Here is an 18,075-nt window from a genome sequence, read left to right as displayed (position 1 = left end):
TCAGGTTGCTTCCGGCCAAGTGGCGCCGGGGCCCCTGCGGGACGGAGTGTGCGGGCGGCCGGTCCTGGTGGACCATGGAAGCCACAGCACTCACCAGCGAAGGGGAGGGCCACAGCCAGCGAGGTGGACAGGCCACGGACCGGAACGAGGGCCGGCCACGTGGTCCGTCGGGTGGAAGGAGTGCCCGGGTGAGCGCAGCCGACGGGCGTCCGGCCGAGGCCGGGCAGCCGGAGGGAGCACTGCCACAGCCGAGCGGGCTGCTGGACCTCCTCGGTGTGGCCGCGGTCCTGCTGGACGCCGATGGGCGGATCGTCCTGTGGAGCCCGCAGGCCGAGGGCCTGTACGGCTACACCGCCGAGGAGGCGCTCGGGCGGTACGCGGCGCCCCTGCTCGTCCACCAAGAGCACTGGGACCTGGTGATCGATAGGTTCGCCGGGGTCATGGAGACCGGCCGCAGCTGGAGCGGCACCTTCCCCGTCCGGCACAAGGACGGCACCGTACGGCTGGTGGAGCTGCGCAACATGCGGCTGATGGACGACCGCGGCGACTTCTACGCCCTCGGGCTGGCCACCGACTCCTCGACGCTCCGCGAGGTGGAGCGGGATGTCGCCCTGTCCACCCGGCTGATCTCCCAGTCCCCCATCGGGCTGGCGATGCTGGACACCGAACTGCGGTACGTGGCCGTCAACCCGGCCCTGGAGCGGATGCACGGCATACCCGCGAAAGATCACCTCGGGCGGCACTACCGCGAGATCATGACCGCCGCGAAGTTCGAGGTGCCCGAGGCCGCGATGCGGGAGGTCCTGAAGACCGGGACGCCCATGGTCGACCAGACCACGGTCGTCGGCCGTACCCCCTCCGACCCGGACCACGAACACGCCTGGTCGATCTCGCTGTACCGGCTGGAGGACCCCCATGGGCGGGTGCTCGGAGTGGCCGACCTGGTGGTGGACGTCACCGACCGGTATCAGGCAGCCAGGGAGGCCGCCGAGGCCCGGCAGCGGCTGGCCCTGATCGCCGACGGATCCGCCCGGATCGGCACGACGCTGGAGGTGGGCCAGACCGCCCGGGAGCTGGCCGAGGTCACCGTGCCCGAGCTCGCCGACGTGGTGACGGTCGATGTCCTCGACTCCGTCCTGGACGAGCACCGTCCCACCCCCGAGGACGGCACGGCGCTCTTCCGCGCCCTCGCGGTGAAGGCCGCCTACCCCACCGAAGCCGTCCAGGCTGCGGATCCACCCGGCGCAATCGCCGCGTACGACACCGACCGCCTGGCCACCCGGTGCGTGCGCACCGGCCGCCCGATCCTCGTCCCGCACGCCGATGCCGGCGACCTGGCGCGCATCGCCCGCGACGACCACGCCGCCACCCTGCTGGCCCGTGCCGGGGTGCACTCCTATCTGCTGGCCCCGCTCACCGCCCGCGGCCACATCCTCGGCGTCCTGGGCCTCATCCGCGCACGCAACTCGCCCCCCTTCGACGAGGACGACCTCGCCCTCGCCTCCGAACTGGCCTCCCGTGCCGCCGTGTGCATCGACAACGCCCGCTCGCACCAGAGCGTGCGCAACGCCGCCGAGACCCTTCAGCGCAGTCTGCTCCCCGACCACCCGCCGCATCGTCCCGGTCTACAGCTCGCCTCCCGGTACCGGCCCGCGCAGGCCACCTACGAGATCGGCGGCGACTGGTACGACGTCCTTCCGCTCGACGGCGACAAGACCGGTCTCGTCGTGGGCGATGTCATGGGCAGCGGCATCGACGCCGCCGCCACCATGGGCCGGCTGCGCACCGCGACCTGCGCGTTCGCCGATCTCGACCTCGACCCCGCCCAGGTCCTCCAGCACCTCGACAAGATCACCTCGGGGCTGGAGCACTACATCGCCACCTGCGTCTACGCCACCTACGACCCCCACCGCGCGGTGTTCCATATCGCCACCGCCGGCCATTTGCCGCCCGCCCTCGTACGCCGCGGCAAGCACCCCGAGTTCCTCGACCTGCCCATCGGCGTGCCCCTAGGGGTCGGCGGCGTCCCCTTCGAGACCATCACTTTCGCCCTCGACCCCGGCGACCAACTGGTCCTCTACACCGACGGCTTGGTGGAAACCCGCCATCACTCCCTCGACGAACGCCTCGACACCCTGCTCCGCCTGCTGGACGCCCCCGACCGCTCCCTGGAAGAAACCTGCGACCGCCTCCTCCGCGAACTACGGCGCCCCGACGACCCGGATGACGTCGCTCTGCTGATCGCGGGCACCGAGCGGTTCCCGCCGCGGACGCCCTAGGCGTGTCCGCACCGTCCCGTCGTCCCCCGGACCCGCCCGGGCCCGCCCTAAGGGCTCCTCCCGTGATCCCTGACGGGGACAGCCCTTAGCTCCACGCGTCGACCGTCGCGGCGGCCCACGCCCTGACGCGTTCCGTGAACTCCGCGGAGGGGAACGAACCGTCGACGGCGACGTCATGGATCGTGACGGAGAAGCGGGAGGGCGGCGCGTTCCGGTGCGGCAGGGCCGTGGCCCGGACGTCGGGTGCGGGCCTGCCCTTCCCGCGGTGGGAATTACCGCGACGAGCCCGGCCGACGAGCTGGTTCACTTCGTCGAGGCCGCCTTCGAGATAGGCGTGCAGGAGCGCCCGGGCCATCGCGCCGTCGTCAGCGGGCAGCTGACTGGGGTGTTGGAGCAGGTAGCAAGAGACCGATACGCCGTGCAGCGGCCCCCACGGTGCCTGCCGCGCATGGTCCAGCGCGAGCAATATCTGGAACAGCTCGTCACAAGATCGCGGGTCCATCGGCGCACCGCACTCTGCGCAGGGGTCCATGCCTTCTCCTTGATCCTCGGAGTACGGCGTACCAGCGTCCCCGGTTTCGTGCCGCGGTGCATGTGGTTTTCTCGGAGCGCGGAGCATTCATCCCGCCGCAAAGCCCCATTGACCGAATACGCGGATTTATTGAGCGAATTCCTATGCGTCGACGGATTAATTGCGCAGCCGAATTCCGATACGGCGTGATTCGATGACTCCACCGGCGGCCGGTGAATGGGGAGCCCCGGGGCGGGCGCGGCCGTCATGCTCATGCCCTCGCTGGTCAGACCGCCGGCAACGGCGGAGCGCCCGGGCCACCCGGGAGGCTCAATTATTCGCCCGGATCCGGTGCTCTCAAGTGGTGCGCCGTGACAATGCAACTGGCTGTGTGTCATATCACTACTGCGCCGCAGAAGGCCGACAGGGTGTCGCCCTTCGCAGCAGGCCGAAAGGAACATGTCCATGCGCACTGCCCGCACTCTGTTCGCCTCAGCCGTCATCACCGCGATGTTCGCGATCACCGCTCCCGCCGCGTCCGCCGCGTCCGCGGTCGAGGGCCACACGACGGACCATGTCGCGTCGAGCAGCTCCGACCACGACCACGACAGGTGCAAGCACGGACGCCACAAGCGGGACCATCACAAGAAGGACCACCGCAAGAAGAACCACCACAAGCGCGATCACCACAAGCGGGACCACCACCGGCCGTCCGGCGGTGTGCACACCGGCGGCGGGGCCCTGGCCGACCTCCTGCGCTAGGACGGGCCAGGCCGGGCGCCACGGTCGGTGACCGGGTGCGGCCGGCTCCCTGCTGTGCTGCGGGGGTGGGTTCTCCTCTTGGGGAGCCCACCCCCGTGGCGATTCGCCGTGTCCGGCGGCGGCTGATAGGGAGGTGACATGAGCGAAATCCCTCCGGTTCTGACCGTGACCGCCATCAGCACCATCGGAGTCACCGATGTCCACGACGACAACGCCGACTCCTGGCTGGTGATCGAAACCGCCGAGCAGGGCCAGCTGTTGCTGAACCTGCCCGGCCCCATGTACCGGGCCGCGGTCCAGTCGACCGCGCTCCCGGCCGACCAGCCCGGCCCCGGCCGCCTGGCCCTCACCGAGGCCGAAGTCGCCGCCTACCGCGCCCATATCGCGAGCCTGTCGCGCACCGGCCAGGAGCCGTCCGAGTGACCTGGTGACCGGCCGGACCGGTCACCGACTCGCGGGCCCCTCCGCCCTGATCCGACAGGACTGCTTGCGGCGGGAGGTCTCACGGCCGCGTTTCAAGCGGCCGAAAGCGGCAACGCGTTGTGCATGTCCACCCGCGCTCGTTACCGCAACAACGAAGCAGCGAAGGTCGTCGTCGTCCTCGCGGATGTGACGGCGCTGATCCTCGGTCTGTGGATCCTGTTCGCCCTCGTCGACGCGAACCGCGCCAACGACCTGGTCGGCTTTGTCCATGCGGCGGCCGGCTGGCTCGCCGGGTGGTCGCACGATCTGTTCACCATGGATGCCGACTGGTTGCGGACCGTGCTGAATTACGGGCTGCCCGCCGTCGTCTATGTGTGCATCGGGCACGCGCTGGCTAGCCGCATCCGCCGCATCTAGGGCGCCTCTCCTGCCGGCCCTTGCGTGCCCCCTCCCTGGCCTTCGGCCCGCGCGATGAGGAGGGCGACGTCGTCCGGGTCGTCCGGGTCGCGCAGTGCGTCGAGGAGGCGGTCGCAGGTGTCCTCCAGTGTGCGGTCCGGGCGGTCGAGAAGGCGGAGCAGGAGCGCCAGGCGCTCGTCGATGGGGTCGTGGCGGGTCTCGACCAGACCGTCGGTGTAGAGGACCAGCCGGTCGCCGGGGCGCAGGGGGAAGGTGGCTTCCTCGAAGGGCACTCCGCCGACCCCCAGGGGCACGCCGATGGGCAGGTCGAGCAGCTCCGGCGGCCGGCCGGTGCGCATCAGTACCGGCGGCAGATGCCCGGCGACGGCGATGTGGCAGACCGCGTGGTGCGGGTCGTAGACGGCGTAGGCGCAGGTGGCGTACTGGTCCAGATCTGCGGTGATCTTGTCGATGTGCCGCAGCACCTCGGTCGGCGGGATGTCGAGGTCGGCCAGGGTGGAGGTGGCGGTCCGCAGGCGTCCCATGGTGGTCGCGGCGTCGATGCCGCTGCCCATCACATCGCCCACGACGAGCGCGGTCTTGTCCGCCCCGAGGGGGACCACGTCGAACCAGTCGCCGCCGACTTCGCTGATCGTGCCGGCGGGCTGGTAGCGGGTGACGATCTCCAGGCCCTTGCGGTGCGGCGGCCGGTCGGGGAGCAGGCTCCGCTGGAGGGTGATGGCGGCGTTGCGCTCGCCCTGGTAAAGGCGGGCATTGTCGATGCACACCGCGGCGCGCTCGGCCAGTTCGGCGGCCAGCGCGAGGTCGTCCTCGTCGAACGGCAGCGGGTTGCGGGCGCGGGTGAGGCCCAGGGCGCCGAGCACCTCACCGCGGGCGATCAGCGGCATCGTGAGATACGTGTGGATACCGGCCCGGGCCAGCAGGGCGGCGGCCTCGGGGTCACGGGCGATACGGGCCAGGTCCCGTTCGCCGACGTGCGGGAGCAGGATGGGGCGGCCGGTGCGCACACACCGGGTGGCCATACGGTCCGGCCCGTAGCTGGCGAGGTGGCCGGGCGGGTCGGCGGCGCGGACCGCCTCCGTGGGGTAGGCGGCCTTGACCGCGAGGGCCCGGAAGAGCGCATGGCGGGCGTCGGACGTCTGGGGCGGGCGGCCTTCCAGGACGGAATCCAGGATGTCCACCGCCGCTACGTCGGCGAGCTCGGGCACGGCGACCTCGGCCAGCTCGCGGGCGGTCTGCTCCACCTCCAGAGTGGTGCCGATCCGGGCGGTACCGTCGGCGATCATGGCGAGGCGGCGGCGGGCGCGGGCCGCCTCGGTGGCCGCGCGGTGCCGGTCGGTGACATCCACCAAGAGCCCGGCCACCCCGAGCACCCGCCCGCCCGGGTCCTCCAGCCGGTAGTAGGAGACCGACCAGGCGTGATCGTTGTCGGGGTCGGCGGGGGTACGGCCCACGGTGTACTCGTCGACCAGCGGCGTGCCGGACGCCAGGACCTGCTGCAGGGCGGCCTCGATGGCGTCGGTCTCCAGGAACGGCAGCACCTCCCGTACCGACCGGCCGATGTGCTCCTCGGCGGGCACCCCGTTCATCCGCTCCAGCGCCGGGTTCACGGCGAGGTAGCGCAGCTCGGTGTCCAGGACGGCCAGCCCGATCGGGGACTGCGAGACCAGCCGCGTGGACAGCGCCACATCGCGTTCCACCTGGCGCAGGATCTCCTCGTCGGTGGCGATGCCCAGGGCGTAGAAGTCACCCCGGTCGTCCAGCAGCCGCATATTGCGGAACTCCACGAGCCGGGAGCTGCCGTCCTTGCGCCGGACGGGGAAAGCGCCGGCCCAGCTCTCGCCCGTCGCCATCACCTCGGTGAACAGCCTGACCACCAGGTCCAGGTGCTGCTCATGGACCAGCAGCCGCCCCGCGAACCGGCCCAGCGCCTCCTGCGCGGTGTAGCCGAACAGCTTCTCGGCCTGCGGGCTCCACAGCACGATCCGGCCCTCGCCGTCGAGCAGCACCGCCGCGACGCTGAGCAGATCCAGCAGCCCGCTCCGCTGCGGCACCCCGGGAAGCGGCTGGTCGCCCGCCGGGCCGAAGGGGCCTGCTGTACTCATCCCGGGCACCTCCTCCGCCTGTGAGCGCGGCATGCGGTCCCGCCGGCTTCGGGCTGCGGCCCGTGCCCACTACACCTCGCAGTGCTTCCATGTTCCCCGGATCAGGGGGGCCGCGCAGTCGCTCCGGTCCGCGCCCGCCGCGTCACGGGCCGCCGAGGCCGCGGGCAGGCATCGCACCGGCCCGCATCGTGATCAACACCACCCCTGCGGCGGCGTCCCGGCGGGTCGAGAGCGTGCGCCCGGAAAGCGGCGTCCGCGCTGGTCGCGCCCCGTGGAGCAGGCGATCGCGGGCACGCTCCACGGGCCGGTCCATGGGTGAACGGGGCAGGTCGGCGGGGACAGTCCGCGGTGTCCGCCGCCGCAATTTCCGGTACGCATTCGCCGCCCGGGCCCCTGATTTGCCTCGGGCCAGGGGCGGTGTGCAACAGTGGGCCTCCCGGTCAGCCGGGCGCGCCGCCTGCGCAGCCCCTGCCGGGACTCCCCCACCCCCCAGACGGTCGGTTCCGGCTGCGCCCTGTGCGTGTCCGGGCCGTCGCCCTCCCGTTACGTCCTTCCCGAGAGAGCGATGCAGGCAACGACTCTTCCTCCCCGGAGCGCAGACCTGTTCCAGCAGGGTCTGGAGCGCCAGGCCGGCGCCGCCCTGCTGCGTTTCGGCGCTGCCCGACGACGCCCGTCCGGCCGGATCAGCTGGTCCGGCAACGGTGCCGCCGCCTGGCTCGACGACGCGCGCGGACACCTGTGGAGCGTCGGCGAAGCGGTTCCCGCCGCCGGGCTCATCCTCCGTGCCGCGCATGAACTCCCCGACGGCATAAGGGAGTTCACCGGTCCCCGGGGAACCGATGCGCTGGTCGGCCGGCACCTGCCGGTGGCCGATGTCGTCGAGTGGGTCTTCCGGTGGACGCTGGAGGAACCGCCCCTCCAACGGGCCGAGGAGCGGGTGATCGAGCTGGACGAGACGCACCACGAGGAGCTGCTCGCCTTCCTCAACGAGCACAGCCCCGCCCATTCGACCGGCCCCGGCTCCTCCGGCGTCAGCCTGTGGACCGGTATCCGCGACCCCGACGGACGGCTGGTGGCCTGCGGCGCGCTGAGCAGCCTGCGGGACAGCGGGGCCCCGCTGATGGCGTCGGTCGCGACGGACGCGCGGCTGCGCGGCCAGGGGCTCGGCGCGGCGCTGACCTCGTGGCTGACCCGGTACGCCGTACGCCGGCACGGGTTCTGCACGCTGTGGCAGCTCGCCGACAACTCCCCCGCCGAACGGCTCTACACCCGCCTCGGGTACCGCAACGAGGACCCGTGCGTCTCCGCGCGCGTCGCCGCGCCGGGATGCCCCTGAGGGAAGCCGGCCCGTCGGTGCCGGCCGACGCGGTCGCGTCCTCACAGCCGTACGCGGTGGACCCGGGCGAGCAGCAGGACGGTGTCATCGGCCGGGGAACTCGGGACGAGGCGGGCGAGGATGTGGTCCGCGGCGGCTTCCAATGAGTCGGGGAGCCGGTGCAGTTCGCTGCGCAGCGCCGTCAGCCCCTCGTCGATGTCGTGGTCCCGGGCCTCGATGAGACCGTCGGTGTAGAGGACGAGGGTGGTGTCGTCGGGCAGGTCGAGATCCGTCGAGCCGAAGGGACAGCCGCCGACGCCGAGGGGCACCCCCAGCACCTCGTCGACGACCTCGGTCCGTCCGTCGGGGTAGCGGAGGAGCGGCGGCGGATGGCCTGCGCTGGCGATCCGGGTGCGTCCGGTGACGGGGTCGTAGCGGATGTAGAGGCAGGTGGCGAGTTCGATGCCCGCCTCCTGGGCGCACTGGTCGAGCTCGGCGAGCAGCTCTTCCGGTTCCTGGTCGTGGCGGGCCAGCGCCTTGGCGGTGATACGCAGCCTGCCCATCGCCGCGGCGGCCGCGACGCCGTGTCCCATGACGTCGCCGACGACCAGCGCGACTCGCTGGTCGGGCAGGTCGACCATGTCGTACCAGTCGCCGCCGACCTCGGTGACGTGGCTGCCGGGCAGATAGCGGTGGGCGAGGTGCAGGAAGGGGCAGGAGCCCAGGGAGCTGGGCAGCAGCGCGCGTTGGAAGGTGAGCGCGATGTTCCGCTCGCGGCTGTAGAGCCGGGCGTTGTCCAGGCAGAGCGCGGCCCGGGAGGCCAGCTCCGCGGCCAGGCTGAGGTCCTGCTCGGTGAAGGTCGCACGAGCCGCTGACCGGCCGAAGACGGCGATGCCCTGCACCGTGCCCCGGGCGATGAGCGGGGCGAGGAGGAGACAGGTCAGACCGCTGTCGGCCAGCAGCCGGGCGCGCGCTTCGTCGAGCATGGTCCGCAGCATGAACTCCTCGTTCACCGGCACCGCGATCGGACGGCCGGTGCGCAGCATCCGGTGGATGGCGGAGCCCGGCGGGTAGTGCACTCCGGCCACCCCGCCGACGAGTTCCGTCGCGGGAGGGGGCAGCACGGTGCCGTGCGCGAGACGGCGGGTGATCACCGGCAGCGCCGGGTCGAACGACTCGCGCTCGTCCAGCCCTTCCACGAGCTCCACGACGGCCGCGTCGGCGAAGACCGGAACCACGGCATCGACCAGCTCCTGGGCGGTGACCTTCACGTCCAGGGTGGTGCCGATCCGGGTGGACGCCTGGTCCAGCAGCGCCAGCCGCTGACGGGTGGCGGTCGCCTCCACGATGGCCTGCTCCCGGTCGGTCACATCCACCAGCAGGCCGCCCACTCCCGGGCGGGTGCCGCCGGCCCGGGAAAGCGGGAAGAAGCTCACCGACAGCACCTTGTCCCGGTCCGGGTGGCCCCGGGTGCGCATCCCGACCCGCACTCCCGCGATCGGCTTGCCCTCCTCGGCGACGCCGCGCAGCATCCGCTCGTACTCCCCGCCGTCCGCGGTGATCATGATCTCGGTGATGTGCCGTCCCAGGTGGTCCTCGATGGGCAGCCCGTTGATGTCGGCCAGGCCCTGGTTGAGGTGGGCGTAGCGCAGCTGCTCGTCGAGCATGACCAGGCCGATGGGGCAGGTCTCGAAGAGCGCGTCGAGGAAGGCGAGATTGGTCTTCACCCGGTCCAGTTCGTCGCCGCGGCTGGCCAGGGCCATGACCACCGAATGCCCGGCCTCCCCGGCCACCGGGAAGACCCGGAAGCCGCAGTCGAAGACCGAACCGTCCCGGTGCACGGCGAGCAGCCGCCCACGCCAGTAGCCCTCGGTCCGGCCGCGATCGGCCAGGCGGGCGCAGGCGTCGGGGCCCTCATCGGGTGCGGCGGGGAAGAGAAGGGCGCCGGGCTTCGCCAGCGCCTCCGCGGCCCGGTAGCCGAAGAGCTGCTCGGCGCCGGGGCCCCAGTAGCAGAGGTGGTTGGCGTCATCGATGCCGAACACGGCGACGGCGACATGCTCCAGCAGCGAGCCGGGCTCGGACCAGAGTGGACCGCGAGCCTGCTGGTCGCTCGGCCGATCTGATGGCACCGGCTTGTCCTTCCACCCGCCGCGCGCGGTGGCCCGTCCGCCCTCCGGGCGCCAGAGCGGCTGTCTTCATTCTGCGCCCGTCCCTCAGGTGCGGACACTCGGCGTGGCACCGGCCCCGGGGCGGGCGGCACCGTGGCCGCCGTGCCGCCGTGGTTCCGGGGGTGAGCGCGCCGCCCGGGAGCGCGGCGGCCCGCCCGCCGACCGCACACTTTGGCTGGTTTCCCGGTGTGAGCGGGCCTGCCGGTGCGGCTTGGCTGGAGGGGTCCGCGACAGCGCTGCGTGAGGGGTACGGGTGTACGACTACATCATCGTGGGGGCCGGGTCGGCCGGATGTGTGCTGGCAGCCCGGCTCACCGAGGACGAGCACACCCGGGTGCTCCTCATCGAGGCCGGGCCGGCGGATGACGCGCAGGAAATCCATGTGCCGGCCGCCTTCAGCAAGCTGTTCCAGACGAAGTACGACTGGAGCTACCTCAGCGACTGCGAACCGGGGCTGGACGGCCGGCGCCGGTTCCTGCCCCGCGGCCGGATGCTCGGTGGCTCCTCGTCGATGAACGCGATGATCTACATCCGGGGCAACCGCCGGGACTACGATGCCTGGGCCGCCGCCGGCGCGGAGCAGTGGGGCTGGGACGACGTCCTCCCGTACTTCCTGCGCGCCGAGGACTTCCGCGGGGAATCCTCGCCGTGGCACGGCACCGGCGGCCCGCTGACCGTCAGCGAAGGCCGCTCCCAGCATCCGCTGATGACTGCCTACGTGGCGGCCGCCCAGGAGGCCGGCCACCCGTACACCGCGGATTTCAACGGTCCGGAACAGGACGGCGTCGGCCACTACCACCTGACGCAGCGCGACGGGATGCGGTGCAGCACGGCCGTCGCCTATCTGCGGCCGGCCCTGGACCGGCCGAACCTCGACGTGCTCACCGGCGCCCAGTGCACCCGGGTGCTGTTCGACGGTGACCGCGCGACCGGGGTCGAGCTGGAACGGGGCGGTGAACTGCTCCAGCGGCACGCCGAGCGGGAGGTGGTGCTGGCGGCCGGGGCGTACAACTCCCCGCAGCTGCTGATGCTGTCGGGTATCGGTGTGGGCGATGAGCTGATGGCGCACGGCATCACGCCCCGGGTGGAGCTCCCGGTGGGGGAAAACCTTCAGGACCACGCGCACATCGGCCTCTTGTACCTGACCGACACCGAATCCCTGCTGACCGCGCAGACACCGGACAATGTGCGGATGCTGGAGACCGAGGGCCGGGGCCCGCTGAGCTCCAACGTCGGTGAGGTCGGGGGCTTCCACCGCACCCGCGAGGGCCTGGACGCTCCCGATGTCCAGGTACACGCCACTCCGGTGATGTTCCATGAGGAGGGCATCAGCCCGGTCACGGATCATGCCTTCATGTTCGGCGCGGCCCTGCTCGCCCCCACCAGCCGGGGCAAGGTCTCGCTGCGGTCAGCGATCCCCAGCGCCAAACCGCACATCCTGCACAACTACCTGGCGACGGAGGAGGACCGGGCCACGGCGGTACGGGCGCTGCGGCTGCTGCTGGACATCGCCGAGCAGCCCAGCCTGCGCAAGCACCGGCGCGCCGACTTCCGCGTCCCCCGCTCCACGGACGACGCCGGGCTGCTGGAGTTCGCCCGGCGCGAGCTCCATACCCTCTACCACCCCGCGAGCACCTGCGCGATCGGCCCCGTGGTGGACTCCCGGCTTCAGGTGCACGGTGTCAGCGGCCTGCGCGTGGTGGACGCGTCGGTGATGCCGACGGTGGTGCGGGGCAACACCAACGCTCCCACGATCATGATCGCGGAGAAGGCGGCGGATCTGATCCGCGGCCTGCCGGCACCGGCCTGACCTGCGGCCGGCGTCACGGGGACGTCAACGACAGGACGCGCCGTCCGGTTCCAGGGCGGGACCGGACGGCGTTCCTGGGCGTGACGTACGGGTTCAGCTGATCCGCGCGGGAACGAGCAGGCGTTCGCGGCCCAGGGCCTTGGCCGTGGTGTCGCCGTACATGACGAGCTTGCCGCCGGGCCAGAGCGCGAGAAGGTCGTCCTGTCGGGTACCGCCGCCGAAGGCACCGGCGGTGACCAGGCTGCCGTAGCGCCATGCCGACTTCGCGGGACGGAGCTGGTGTTCGCCCTTGAAGCCCTTGGCTCCGGGGTTCTCGTACACCGTCACTTCACCGTCGGACCAGCGGACGAACAGATCCTGGTCGCCGGCGGCCGCCGCGAAGTTCCCGGCGACGCTGTCGCGGGCGTGTGACCAGGTCGTGTTCTTGCGTTTGGCGAGCTGCTTCTCGGCGTGCAGACCCCGGCCGTCCACATTGGTGTAGAGGGTCATCTCGGCGTCGGACCAGCGCACCACGAGGTCATCGCGGCGTGTATTACCGCCGCCGAACCGGCCGGCGGTGAGGCCCACGGCATGCGTCCAGGTGCCGTTGGGGCCCTTGAGCTGGACCGAGTTGTTCAGCTTGTTGGTTTCGTTGACGTCCTTGTAGAGGATCAGTTTGCCGTCGGCCCAGCGGACGAGGAGGTCGTCGGTGCTGTTGCCGGTGAATTCGCCCGCGGTGAGGACCTTCGCCTGCTTCCATGCCTTGTCCTTGACGAGCCGGATGTCCTTGCCCAGGCCGTAGGCGCGGTTGCCGGGGTAGAGGGAGACTTCACCGTCGGACCAGCGCACGATGAGGTCGCCGCTGCCGTTGCGCACCGAGTCGGAGTGGAACCGGCCGGTGAGGAAGCTGGTGGCGTGCTGCCAAGTAGTGGCGTCACCGAGCGGATTGACGGTGTCCGGCGCCGCGTCCGCGACCGCCTGGTCGTACAGACGGAGGACGTCGTTGTCGAACTGCGAGCTGTAGGAGATGTTGTCCTGGAGGCCGCCGGTCTTGTAGCCGCCGATGGCACCGACGAGGTTGCCACGGCTGCCGTCGAAGCCTTCCAGGAACGGACCACCGCTGACCCCCGTACGGAAGCCGTCGCAGCCGATCTCCATGAACCGGCCCTGGAACGCCCGGGTCGCGTTCGTGCACTGGAGCGGGGTCTTCTGGCCCCCGGGGTAGCCGGTGAGCGTCACCTCGCGGCGGGCCAGACCGGCGGCAGGGACCGTCGTGAGGGTGTTGCCACGGCCGATGGCGTCTTCCAGGAGCTGCCCCTGGGAGTTCGGTCCGACGCGCAGGACGGCGAAGTCCACATCGTCGCTGGGTGACGAGGACAGATACCGCTCGTCGATCCACACCTTGCCCAGCTCCATCGGGAAGAGGCCATAGGGCCGCTCCCCGGGCTCGCCGGCCTGCGAGGCCCCGCCGCGGTAGCCGGGCACGAAGGCGACGTTGCGGTACGGCTTGCCGCCCTTCAGGCAGTGGGCCGCGGTGAGCACCAGACTCTTGGTCGGCGAGGTGACGGCCCCGGCGCTGCAGAACTGGTTGGGCGTCGCCGAGCCGTCCTCGCTGCGGATCAGGAACACACCGACCGTGGGGACCCCCGAGGCGACCGGGTGGCTCGGCGCGAACAGCGCACTCCGGCCCGCCGCGTGCGGAGCACGCAGCGGGAGCTGCGCCGTCTCCCCGGCCCGCACCGCGTCCACCGGGACGGCGCTCCGGATGCGCTCCGGCGTCCAGTAACGCTCCAGTTCCTGCGCCCTGCGCATGTCTTCCTGTGTCACGCCCTTGGAACGCTTCACCGGGCCGGGGGACGGCGTCGCGGGGCCGGGGGACGGTGTCGCCGGGCCGGCCGTCGCCGGAGTCGTCGTGGCGGCGGGGACGTTCGGGGTGTCCGGTGTCGCTTGGTGCGCGGCGACGGCCGGTACGGCGAGCGCGAGCGAGGCGCAGGCACCGACGGCAGCGGCGCGCACCCAAGGTATTCGTTTCATGAGCCTGTCCGTTGAAGGGTCGAAGCGACCGGGTTCAGCTGAAGGAGCCGGGCCGCGAAGGCGCGTTCCCGGCCCGGGAATTCATTGGTTCTCGCGCGCTTTCCGGCAGATCTCTTCCGGATCAGCGGGGCGATTCCTGCTTCGCCGCTTACGGCGCCCAATTCGCCGGCTGCGCTGTCCTGAAGAAATGACCGGATCGCGATAGCTTCGCGGGCGCTTTCCGCCCTGCGAAGAGCCGCCTTTCGGTGTGCACCCCGCCGGTCAGTCAGACGTCGACCGGTGATCCTTCCGGGATGAGTGACAACACATCCGCGGCCCCCCATGGATGCAATGACAGAATATTTGAAGCGGGAGGAAGGTATCACGAAACCACCGGCCAAAATTGGACAGTGCGGCGCATTACCGAATATCAGAGCCTTGTGATGTCGCTCACTTGACACCCCATCAAGTGCCTTTACAGGGGGCGGGGGCCTATCGGCGGCGGGCGATGGTGATGATCTCCCGGCTCGTACCGGTGACCGGCCCGCCGTCCCAGTCCCCGTACCGGGCCTCGATGAGGAAGCCCGCGTCGGCGAGGAACGCGTCGAGCACCGCCTCGTCGAGAAAGCGCAGGCGCGTCCGGTCGACGCGGAGCACGGTGCCGTCGGCCGTGGCCGTCGTCCCGGTGAAGGTGACCACGTCACCGATGACGGACTCGGTCTCGTGCCAGCAGCGCAGGGCCCGCCCGGCCGCGTCGACGAGGTCGGATGCCGCCGACGGATTCCAGCCCTCCCAGGCACGCGCCTGCGGGTGCCGCGTCTCGAACGCGAAACGGCCGCCGCGGTGCAGCGCCCGGTGGACCGCCGCGAGCGACGCACCCAACTCCGCGTCGGTGACCAGGCACTGGAACGCATGGCCGGTCATGGTCGCGAGGTCGAATGCGGCGTCCCACCGCGCGGCCGCCGCGGTGCCCTCGACCCACTCGATATCGGCGCACCGCCGGGCCCGGGCGAGCGCGGCTGAGTCCGGGTCGAGTCCGACGAGCTGGCCCCGGTGGCCGTGTTCGCGAGCGAGGCGCAGCATGGCACCGGTGCCACAACCGACGTCCAGGACCGAGCCCGCGGCCCTCACCAGCTCGTCATAGAAGCCGTCGCTGGGCCACTGCTCGGGATCCCAGGGATTCACCAGGTCATACAGCGCGGCAGCATCAGCGTCCGAGAACACCACGGCAACGTCCCCCCCATGTCTCCTTCACCCGGTCCAACGATTCAGTGCCCCGGGCCGGCGCTTCCTCGGGGTGCCGGCAGGCCCTTCAGTGACCGCCAGGCCGCCGGTTCCCTGGGGTTCTCAAGCCGGCCAACCAGCTCCCACGCCACGACCGCGCAGCGGGCCGCGGGCGGGCCGCGGCGCCACTGCGTCGGCTTCAAGGTGTCAGTTCGCCGGTGAAGACCGTTACCGCGTGGCCGAGCAGGGTGACTCGGTCGTCGCGCAGGTCGACGCCCACCCGGCCGCCGCGTGGGGAGAGTTGCCTGCCGTTCAGTGCGGTGCGGCCGAGGCGTTCGGCCCAGTGGGGTGCGAGGACGCAGTGGGCGGCGCCGGTGACGGGGTCCTCGGGGATGCCGGCGGCGGGGGCGAAGACGCGGGAGACGAAGTCGTGGTCGGCGTCGTCCGGGGCGCTCGCGGTCACGATGACGGCTCGGCCGCTGAAGCCGGCCAGCGCGGCGATATCCGGGTTCAGGTCGCGCACCGTTGCCGCATCCGGCAGTTCCACGAGCAGATCGTGCCTGGCCCGGCCGGTCCACTGCGGTTCGGCACCCAGAGCCTCGGCGAGGCGCGGCGGTACGGGGGTCGCGGTCGGCGCATCCGTCGGGAAGTCCAGGGATATCGCACCCATGCTGTGCTGATGGGCGGTCAGAACTCCGCTGAGGGTGGTGAAGTGCAGCGGCGCGTCAGGAGTGGCGGAGCGGGTCGTGTGGAGCACGTGGGCGGTGGCCAGCGTGGCGTGGCCGCACAGATCGACCTCCACGGTCGGTGTGAACCACCGCAGTCCGTAAGTGTTTTCCGCGGTCGGGTGCACAAAGGCGGTTTCGGAGAGGTTGAATTCGGCGGCCACCCGCTGCATCCAGGCGGCGTCGGCCGGCTTGTCCAGCAGACACACCCCGGCGGGATTCCCGGCGAAGGGCCGGTCGGTGAACGCATCGACGATGAAGGCACGCATGCGCCCGACGCTACTGGTTGGGGTGAGGGGGTGGGGCTGGTGGTGGGGGTTCGTCCCGGGCGCGTCCGCGGGGGCCACGGGAGGCCGAAGGTCGTTGTCAAAGATTCGTTGGCAACGGGCCGTTGTCGCAGGGGCGTTGCCGAAGGGCCGGAAAGGGGCGGTGAACGGGGCCGATATCGCCGTACCGTCGGATGTGCCGCGGATTCGGCTCTTGCTCGGTGGCGGGTGTCCCGTACGTCTTTGGGCGGCTCGTCCGACCCTCGATGTGCCGTAGTCCGCCATCCGTTCCGGCAGTCATTTTCGCTCCGGAAGTGAGCATCTTTAGGTCTCTTCTGTCTGACGGAGCACGGGAGGGGCAAGCTGTTCTCGCCATGGAAGCCGGAAACGTACTCAGAGGATTGCGGGCCATCGCGTTCGCGGTGGTCTGTGTGCTGCTCACGGCGGTCGGACATGTGCTGACGTCCGGGGCGGTGCTGCCGTGGCGGGTGCTGCTCACGGCCGCGGTAGGGGCCGCGGGAGGCGCGTGGTGCTTCGCCGGGCGGGAACGCGGTCCGTTGACGGTGGCGGCCCTGACGGTGGGTACCCAAGCGACGCTGCACTCCGCCTTCGCCCTGGGGCAGGCACTGGACCACGCCGGGCACAGCAAACTCTCCTGGGCCAGGCTGTGGTGGGAATCGCTGCGGTGTGGTGGTGGGGTGCCGTTTCATCCGCTGCGGGTGCCAAGTGGTGTGCGTGCGGCCCTGGTGGACGGTTCGCCGGTGCAGGAGATGGCAGATGGCGGGCACTTCGGCGGTCTGTCGATGTCCGGCCAGATGGCCGTCATGGGGCACGTTCCGCATCCGGGGGCGCCGGGGGGCGTCGGTGTGATGCTCGCGGCGCATCTGCTGATCGCGACGCTGAGCGTGTGGTGGATGTGGGGCGGCGAGCGCGCGGTATTCCGGCTGGTACGGGCGGTGTCCCTCGCCCTGGTGCCACGGCTCCGCCTCGTACGGCACACGGCGCTGCCGACCCTCCCCCCGGAGCCCCGGGAACCGGAGCGGACACCGCATCGGGCCTTGCGGGGCCGGCTCCTGGTCCATGTCGTCTCGCGTCGGGGACCACCGCCGGTGCCGGCTGTCCACTGACAGCAGAGCGCCCTCCGGGCAGCGGACGGACAGCGCGGGTGTGCCGCGCCGGCCGCGCCCGCCCCGACTTCTCCGGTACCCGCGCCGTTCGCCGGGCCGGATCCAGCGAAGGACTATCGATGATGACGCCTGCCCAGATGCCGGTATCGCACATATCCCTGCCCATGGACCTGTGTGAGGGAGAGGAGGCATCGCATGCGTGCGGCTGAGGACGCCCAGGTGACCCAGTGGGCGCTGGCGGGCCGTAGCGGTGACGAGGCCGCCGTCGAGCGGTTCGTACGGGCCACCCGGCGCGATGTGCTGCGCTATGTCACGCATTTGAGCGGTGACTTCCAGGCGGCGGACGACTTGGTGCAGGACACCTATCTGCGGGCCCTCCGGGGCCTCCCCTCCTTCGAGGGCCGGTCCTCCGCCCGTACCTGGCTGCTGACGATCGCCCGGCGCACGGTCGCCGACCGGATCCGCGCCAACCGGGCCAGGCCCCGAATCGCCGCGCTCGACGACTGGCAGACCATGGCCGAACAGGCGCAGCCGGAGATCCTGCCGGGATTCGACGAGGGCATCGTGCTGGCCGATCTGCTGTGCGCTCTCGCGCCCGCGCGGCGGGAGGCGTTCGTGCTCACGCAACTGCTCGGGCTGCCCTATGCGCAGGCCGCCTCGGTAGCGAGGTGTCCGGTGGGCACCGTCCGGTCCCGGGTGGCACGGGCCCGGGAGACGCTGATCGCGCTGGTGAACTCGGCGGAAGGCAGCACCGTGCGGCGGCCGGACGGCGCGGAGCGGGAAGCGGCGCCGGCCGGCTTCGGCGCGGCGTGGCGGGTGTCCGCTTCGACGGCCTCGGCGTGAGGCGGTAGCCGCGGCGGCCGGGGCCCGGGAGCGGCGGCCGGATGCGGAGGCTGAAGGGGAAGGCCGGGGCGCGCTGATGCCGGTAGCAGCGGCCGCGCGCCTCGGCCA

Annotated in this window: 14 protein-coding genes; 8 read left to right on the top strand and 6 right to left on the bottom strand. The window is 71.4% G+C overall.

All coding sequences use genetic code 11. From position 1 onward, the window contains the following. Window positions 1-188: 188 nt before the first annotated feature. Window positions 189-2,279: a SpoIIE family protein phosphatase gene (locus ACZ4XD_RS23165; protein ID WP_468044890.1), complete on the top strand. Its 2,091-nt coding sequence runs from the start codon at window positions 189-191 to the stop codon at window positions 2,277-2,279. 85 nt (window positions 2,280-2,364) lie between these two features. Here ACZ4XD_RS23165 and ACZ4XD_RS23160 read toward each other — a convergent pair whose 3' ends face one another. After that, window positions 2,365-2,811, bottom strand: a complete 447-nt coding sequence (locus ACZ4XD_RS23160; protein ID WP_468044888.1) for a DUF5946 family protein — start codon at window positions 2,809-2,811, stop codon at window positions 2,365-2,367. 444 nt (window positions 2,812-3,255) lie between these two features. Between ACZ4XD_RS23160 and ACZ4XD_RS23155 the strand changes: the two genes are divergently transcribed. The 3 genes from ACZ4XD_RS23155 (at window position 3,256) to ACZ4XD_RS23145 (ending at window position 4,392) form a co-directional block, all read left to right on the top strand. After that, on the top strand, window positions 3,256-3,552 hold the full coding sequence (locus ACZ4XD_RS23155; RefSeq protein WP_468044886.1) for a hypothetical protein: 297 nt from the start codon (window positions 3,256-3,258) through the stop codon (window positions 3,550-3,552). 138 nt (window positions 3,553-3,690) lie between these two features. Next, window positions 3,691-3,975 (top strand): hypothetical protein, encoded by a 285-nt coding sequence (locus tag ACZ4XD_RS23150; protein WP_468044884.1) that lies wholly within the window; start codon window positions 3,691-3,693, stop codon window positions 3,973-3,975. A 123-nt stretch (window positions 3,976-4,098) separates the two neighbouring features. Beyond that, entirely contained in the window at window positions 4,099-4,392 is a 294-nt protein-coding gene (locus ACZ4XD_RS23145) for a hypothetical protein (protein WP_468044882.1), read from the top strand. Here ACZ4XD_RS23145 and ACZ4XD_RS23140 read toward each other — a convergent pair. After that, window positions 4,389-6,497, bottom strand: a complete 2,109-nt coding sequence (locus ACZ4XD_RS23140; protein WP_468044880.1) for a SpoIIE family protein phosphatase — start codon at window positions 6,495-6,497, stop codon at window positions 4,389-4,391. The two genes, ACZ4XD_RS23145 and ACZ4XD_RS23140, sit on opposite strands and share 4 nt — an antisense overlap. Window positions 6,498-7,062: 565 nt before the next feature. Here ACZ4XD_RS23140 and ACZ4XD_RS23135 point away from each other — a divergent pair. Continuing rightward, window positions 7,063-7,833 carry a GNAT family N-acetyltransferase gene (locus ACZ4XD_RS23135; RefSeq protein ID WP_468044878.1) on the top strand — a complete coding sequence of 257 codons (771 nt, stop codon included), beginning with the start codon at window positions 7,063-7,065 and terminating at the stop codon, window positions 7,831-7,833. A 41-nt stretch (window positions 7,834-7,874) separates the two neighbouring features. Here ACZ4XD_RS23135 and ACZ4XD_RS23130 read toward each other — a convergent pair whose 3' ends face one another. After that, window positions 7,875-9,941, bottom strand: a complete 2,067-nt coding sequence (locus tag ACZ4XD_RS23130; RefSeq protein ID WP_468044876.1) for a SpoIIE family protein phosphatase — start codon at window positions 9,939-9,941, stop codon at window positions 7,875-7,877. 292 nt (window positions 9,942-10,233) lie between these two features. On the opposite strand from ACZ4XD_RS23130, the gene ACZ4XD_RS23125 reads away from it, so the two are divergent. After that, on the top strand, window positions 10,234-11,790 hold the full coding sequence (locus tag ACZ4XD_RS23125) for a GMC family oxidoreductase (protein ID WP_468044874.1): 1,557 nt from the start codon (window positions 10,234-10,236) through the stop codon (window positions 11,788-11,790). Between the two features lie 93 nt (window positions 11,791-11,883). Here ACZ4XD_RS23125 and ACZ4XD_RS23120 read toward each other — a convergent pair whose 3' ends face one another. The 3 genes from ACZ4XD_RS23120 to ACZ4XD_RS23110 form a co-directional block, all read right to left on the bottom strand. After that, complete coding sequence (locus tag ACZ4XD_RS23120) at window positions 11,884-13,803, bottom strand: trypsin-like serine peptidase (RefSeq protein ID WP_468044872.1); 1,920 nt, start codon at window positions 13,801-13,803, stop codon at window positions 11,884-11,886. Window positions 13,804-14,274: 471 nt separating this feature from the next. After that, complete coding sequence (locus tag ACZ4XD_RS23115; RefSeq protein WP_468044978.1) at window positions 14,275-15,006, bottom strand: class I SAM-dependent methyltransferase; 732 nt, start codon at window positions 15,004-15,006, stop codon at window positions 14,275-14,277. Between the two features lie 199 nt (window positions 15,007-15,205). Next, a complete protein-coding gene (locus ACZ4XD_RS23110; RefSeq protein WP_468044871.1) occupies window positions 15,206-16,000 on the bottom strand; it encodes a PhzF family phenazine biosynthesis protein in 795 nt (264 codons plus the stop codon). A gap of 371 nt (window positions 16,001-16,371) precedes the next feature. Here ACZ4XD_RS23110 and ACZ4XD_RS23105 point away from each other — a divergent pair, with 371 nt between their 5' ends. Next, window positions 16,372-17,124 (top strand): PE-PGRS family protein, encoded by a 753-nt coding sequence (locus tag ACZ4XD_RS23105; protein ID WP_468044869.1) that lies wholly within the window; start codon window positions 16,372-16,374, stop codon window positions 17,122-17,124. 195 nt (window positions 17,125-17,319) lie between these two features. Further along, on the top strand, window positions 17,320-17,967 hold the full coding sequence (locus tag ACZ4XD_RS23100) for a sigma-70 family RNA polymerase sigma factor (protein ID WP_468044867.1): 648 nt from the start codon (window positions 17,320-17,322) through the stop codon (window positions 17,965-17,967). The last annotated feature ends 108 nt before the right edge of the window (window positions 17,968-18,075 follow it).

It is taken from the genome of Streptomyces sp. NPDC029466 (assembly GCF_055574515.1).
This window is presented reverse-complemented; position numbering and strand designations above follow the sequence as displayed.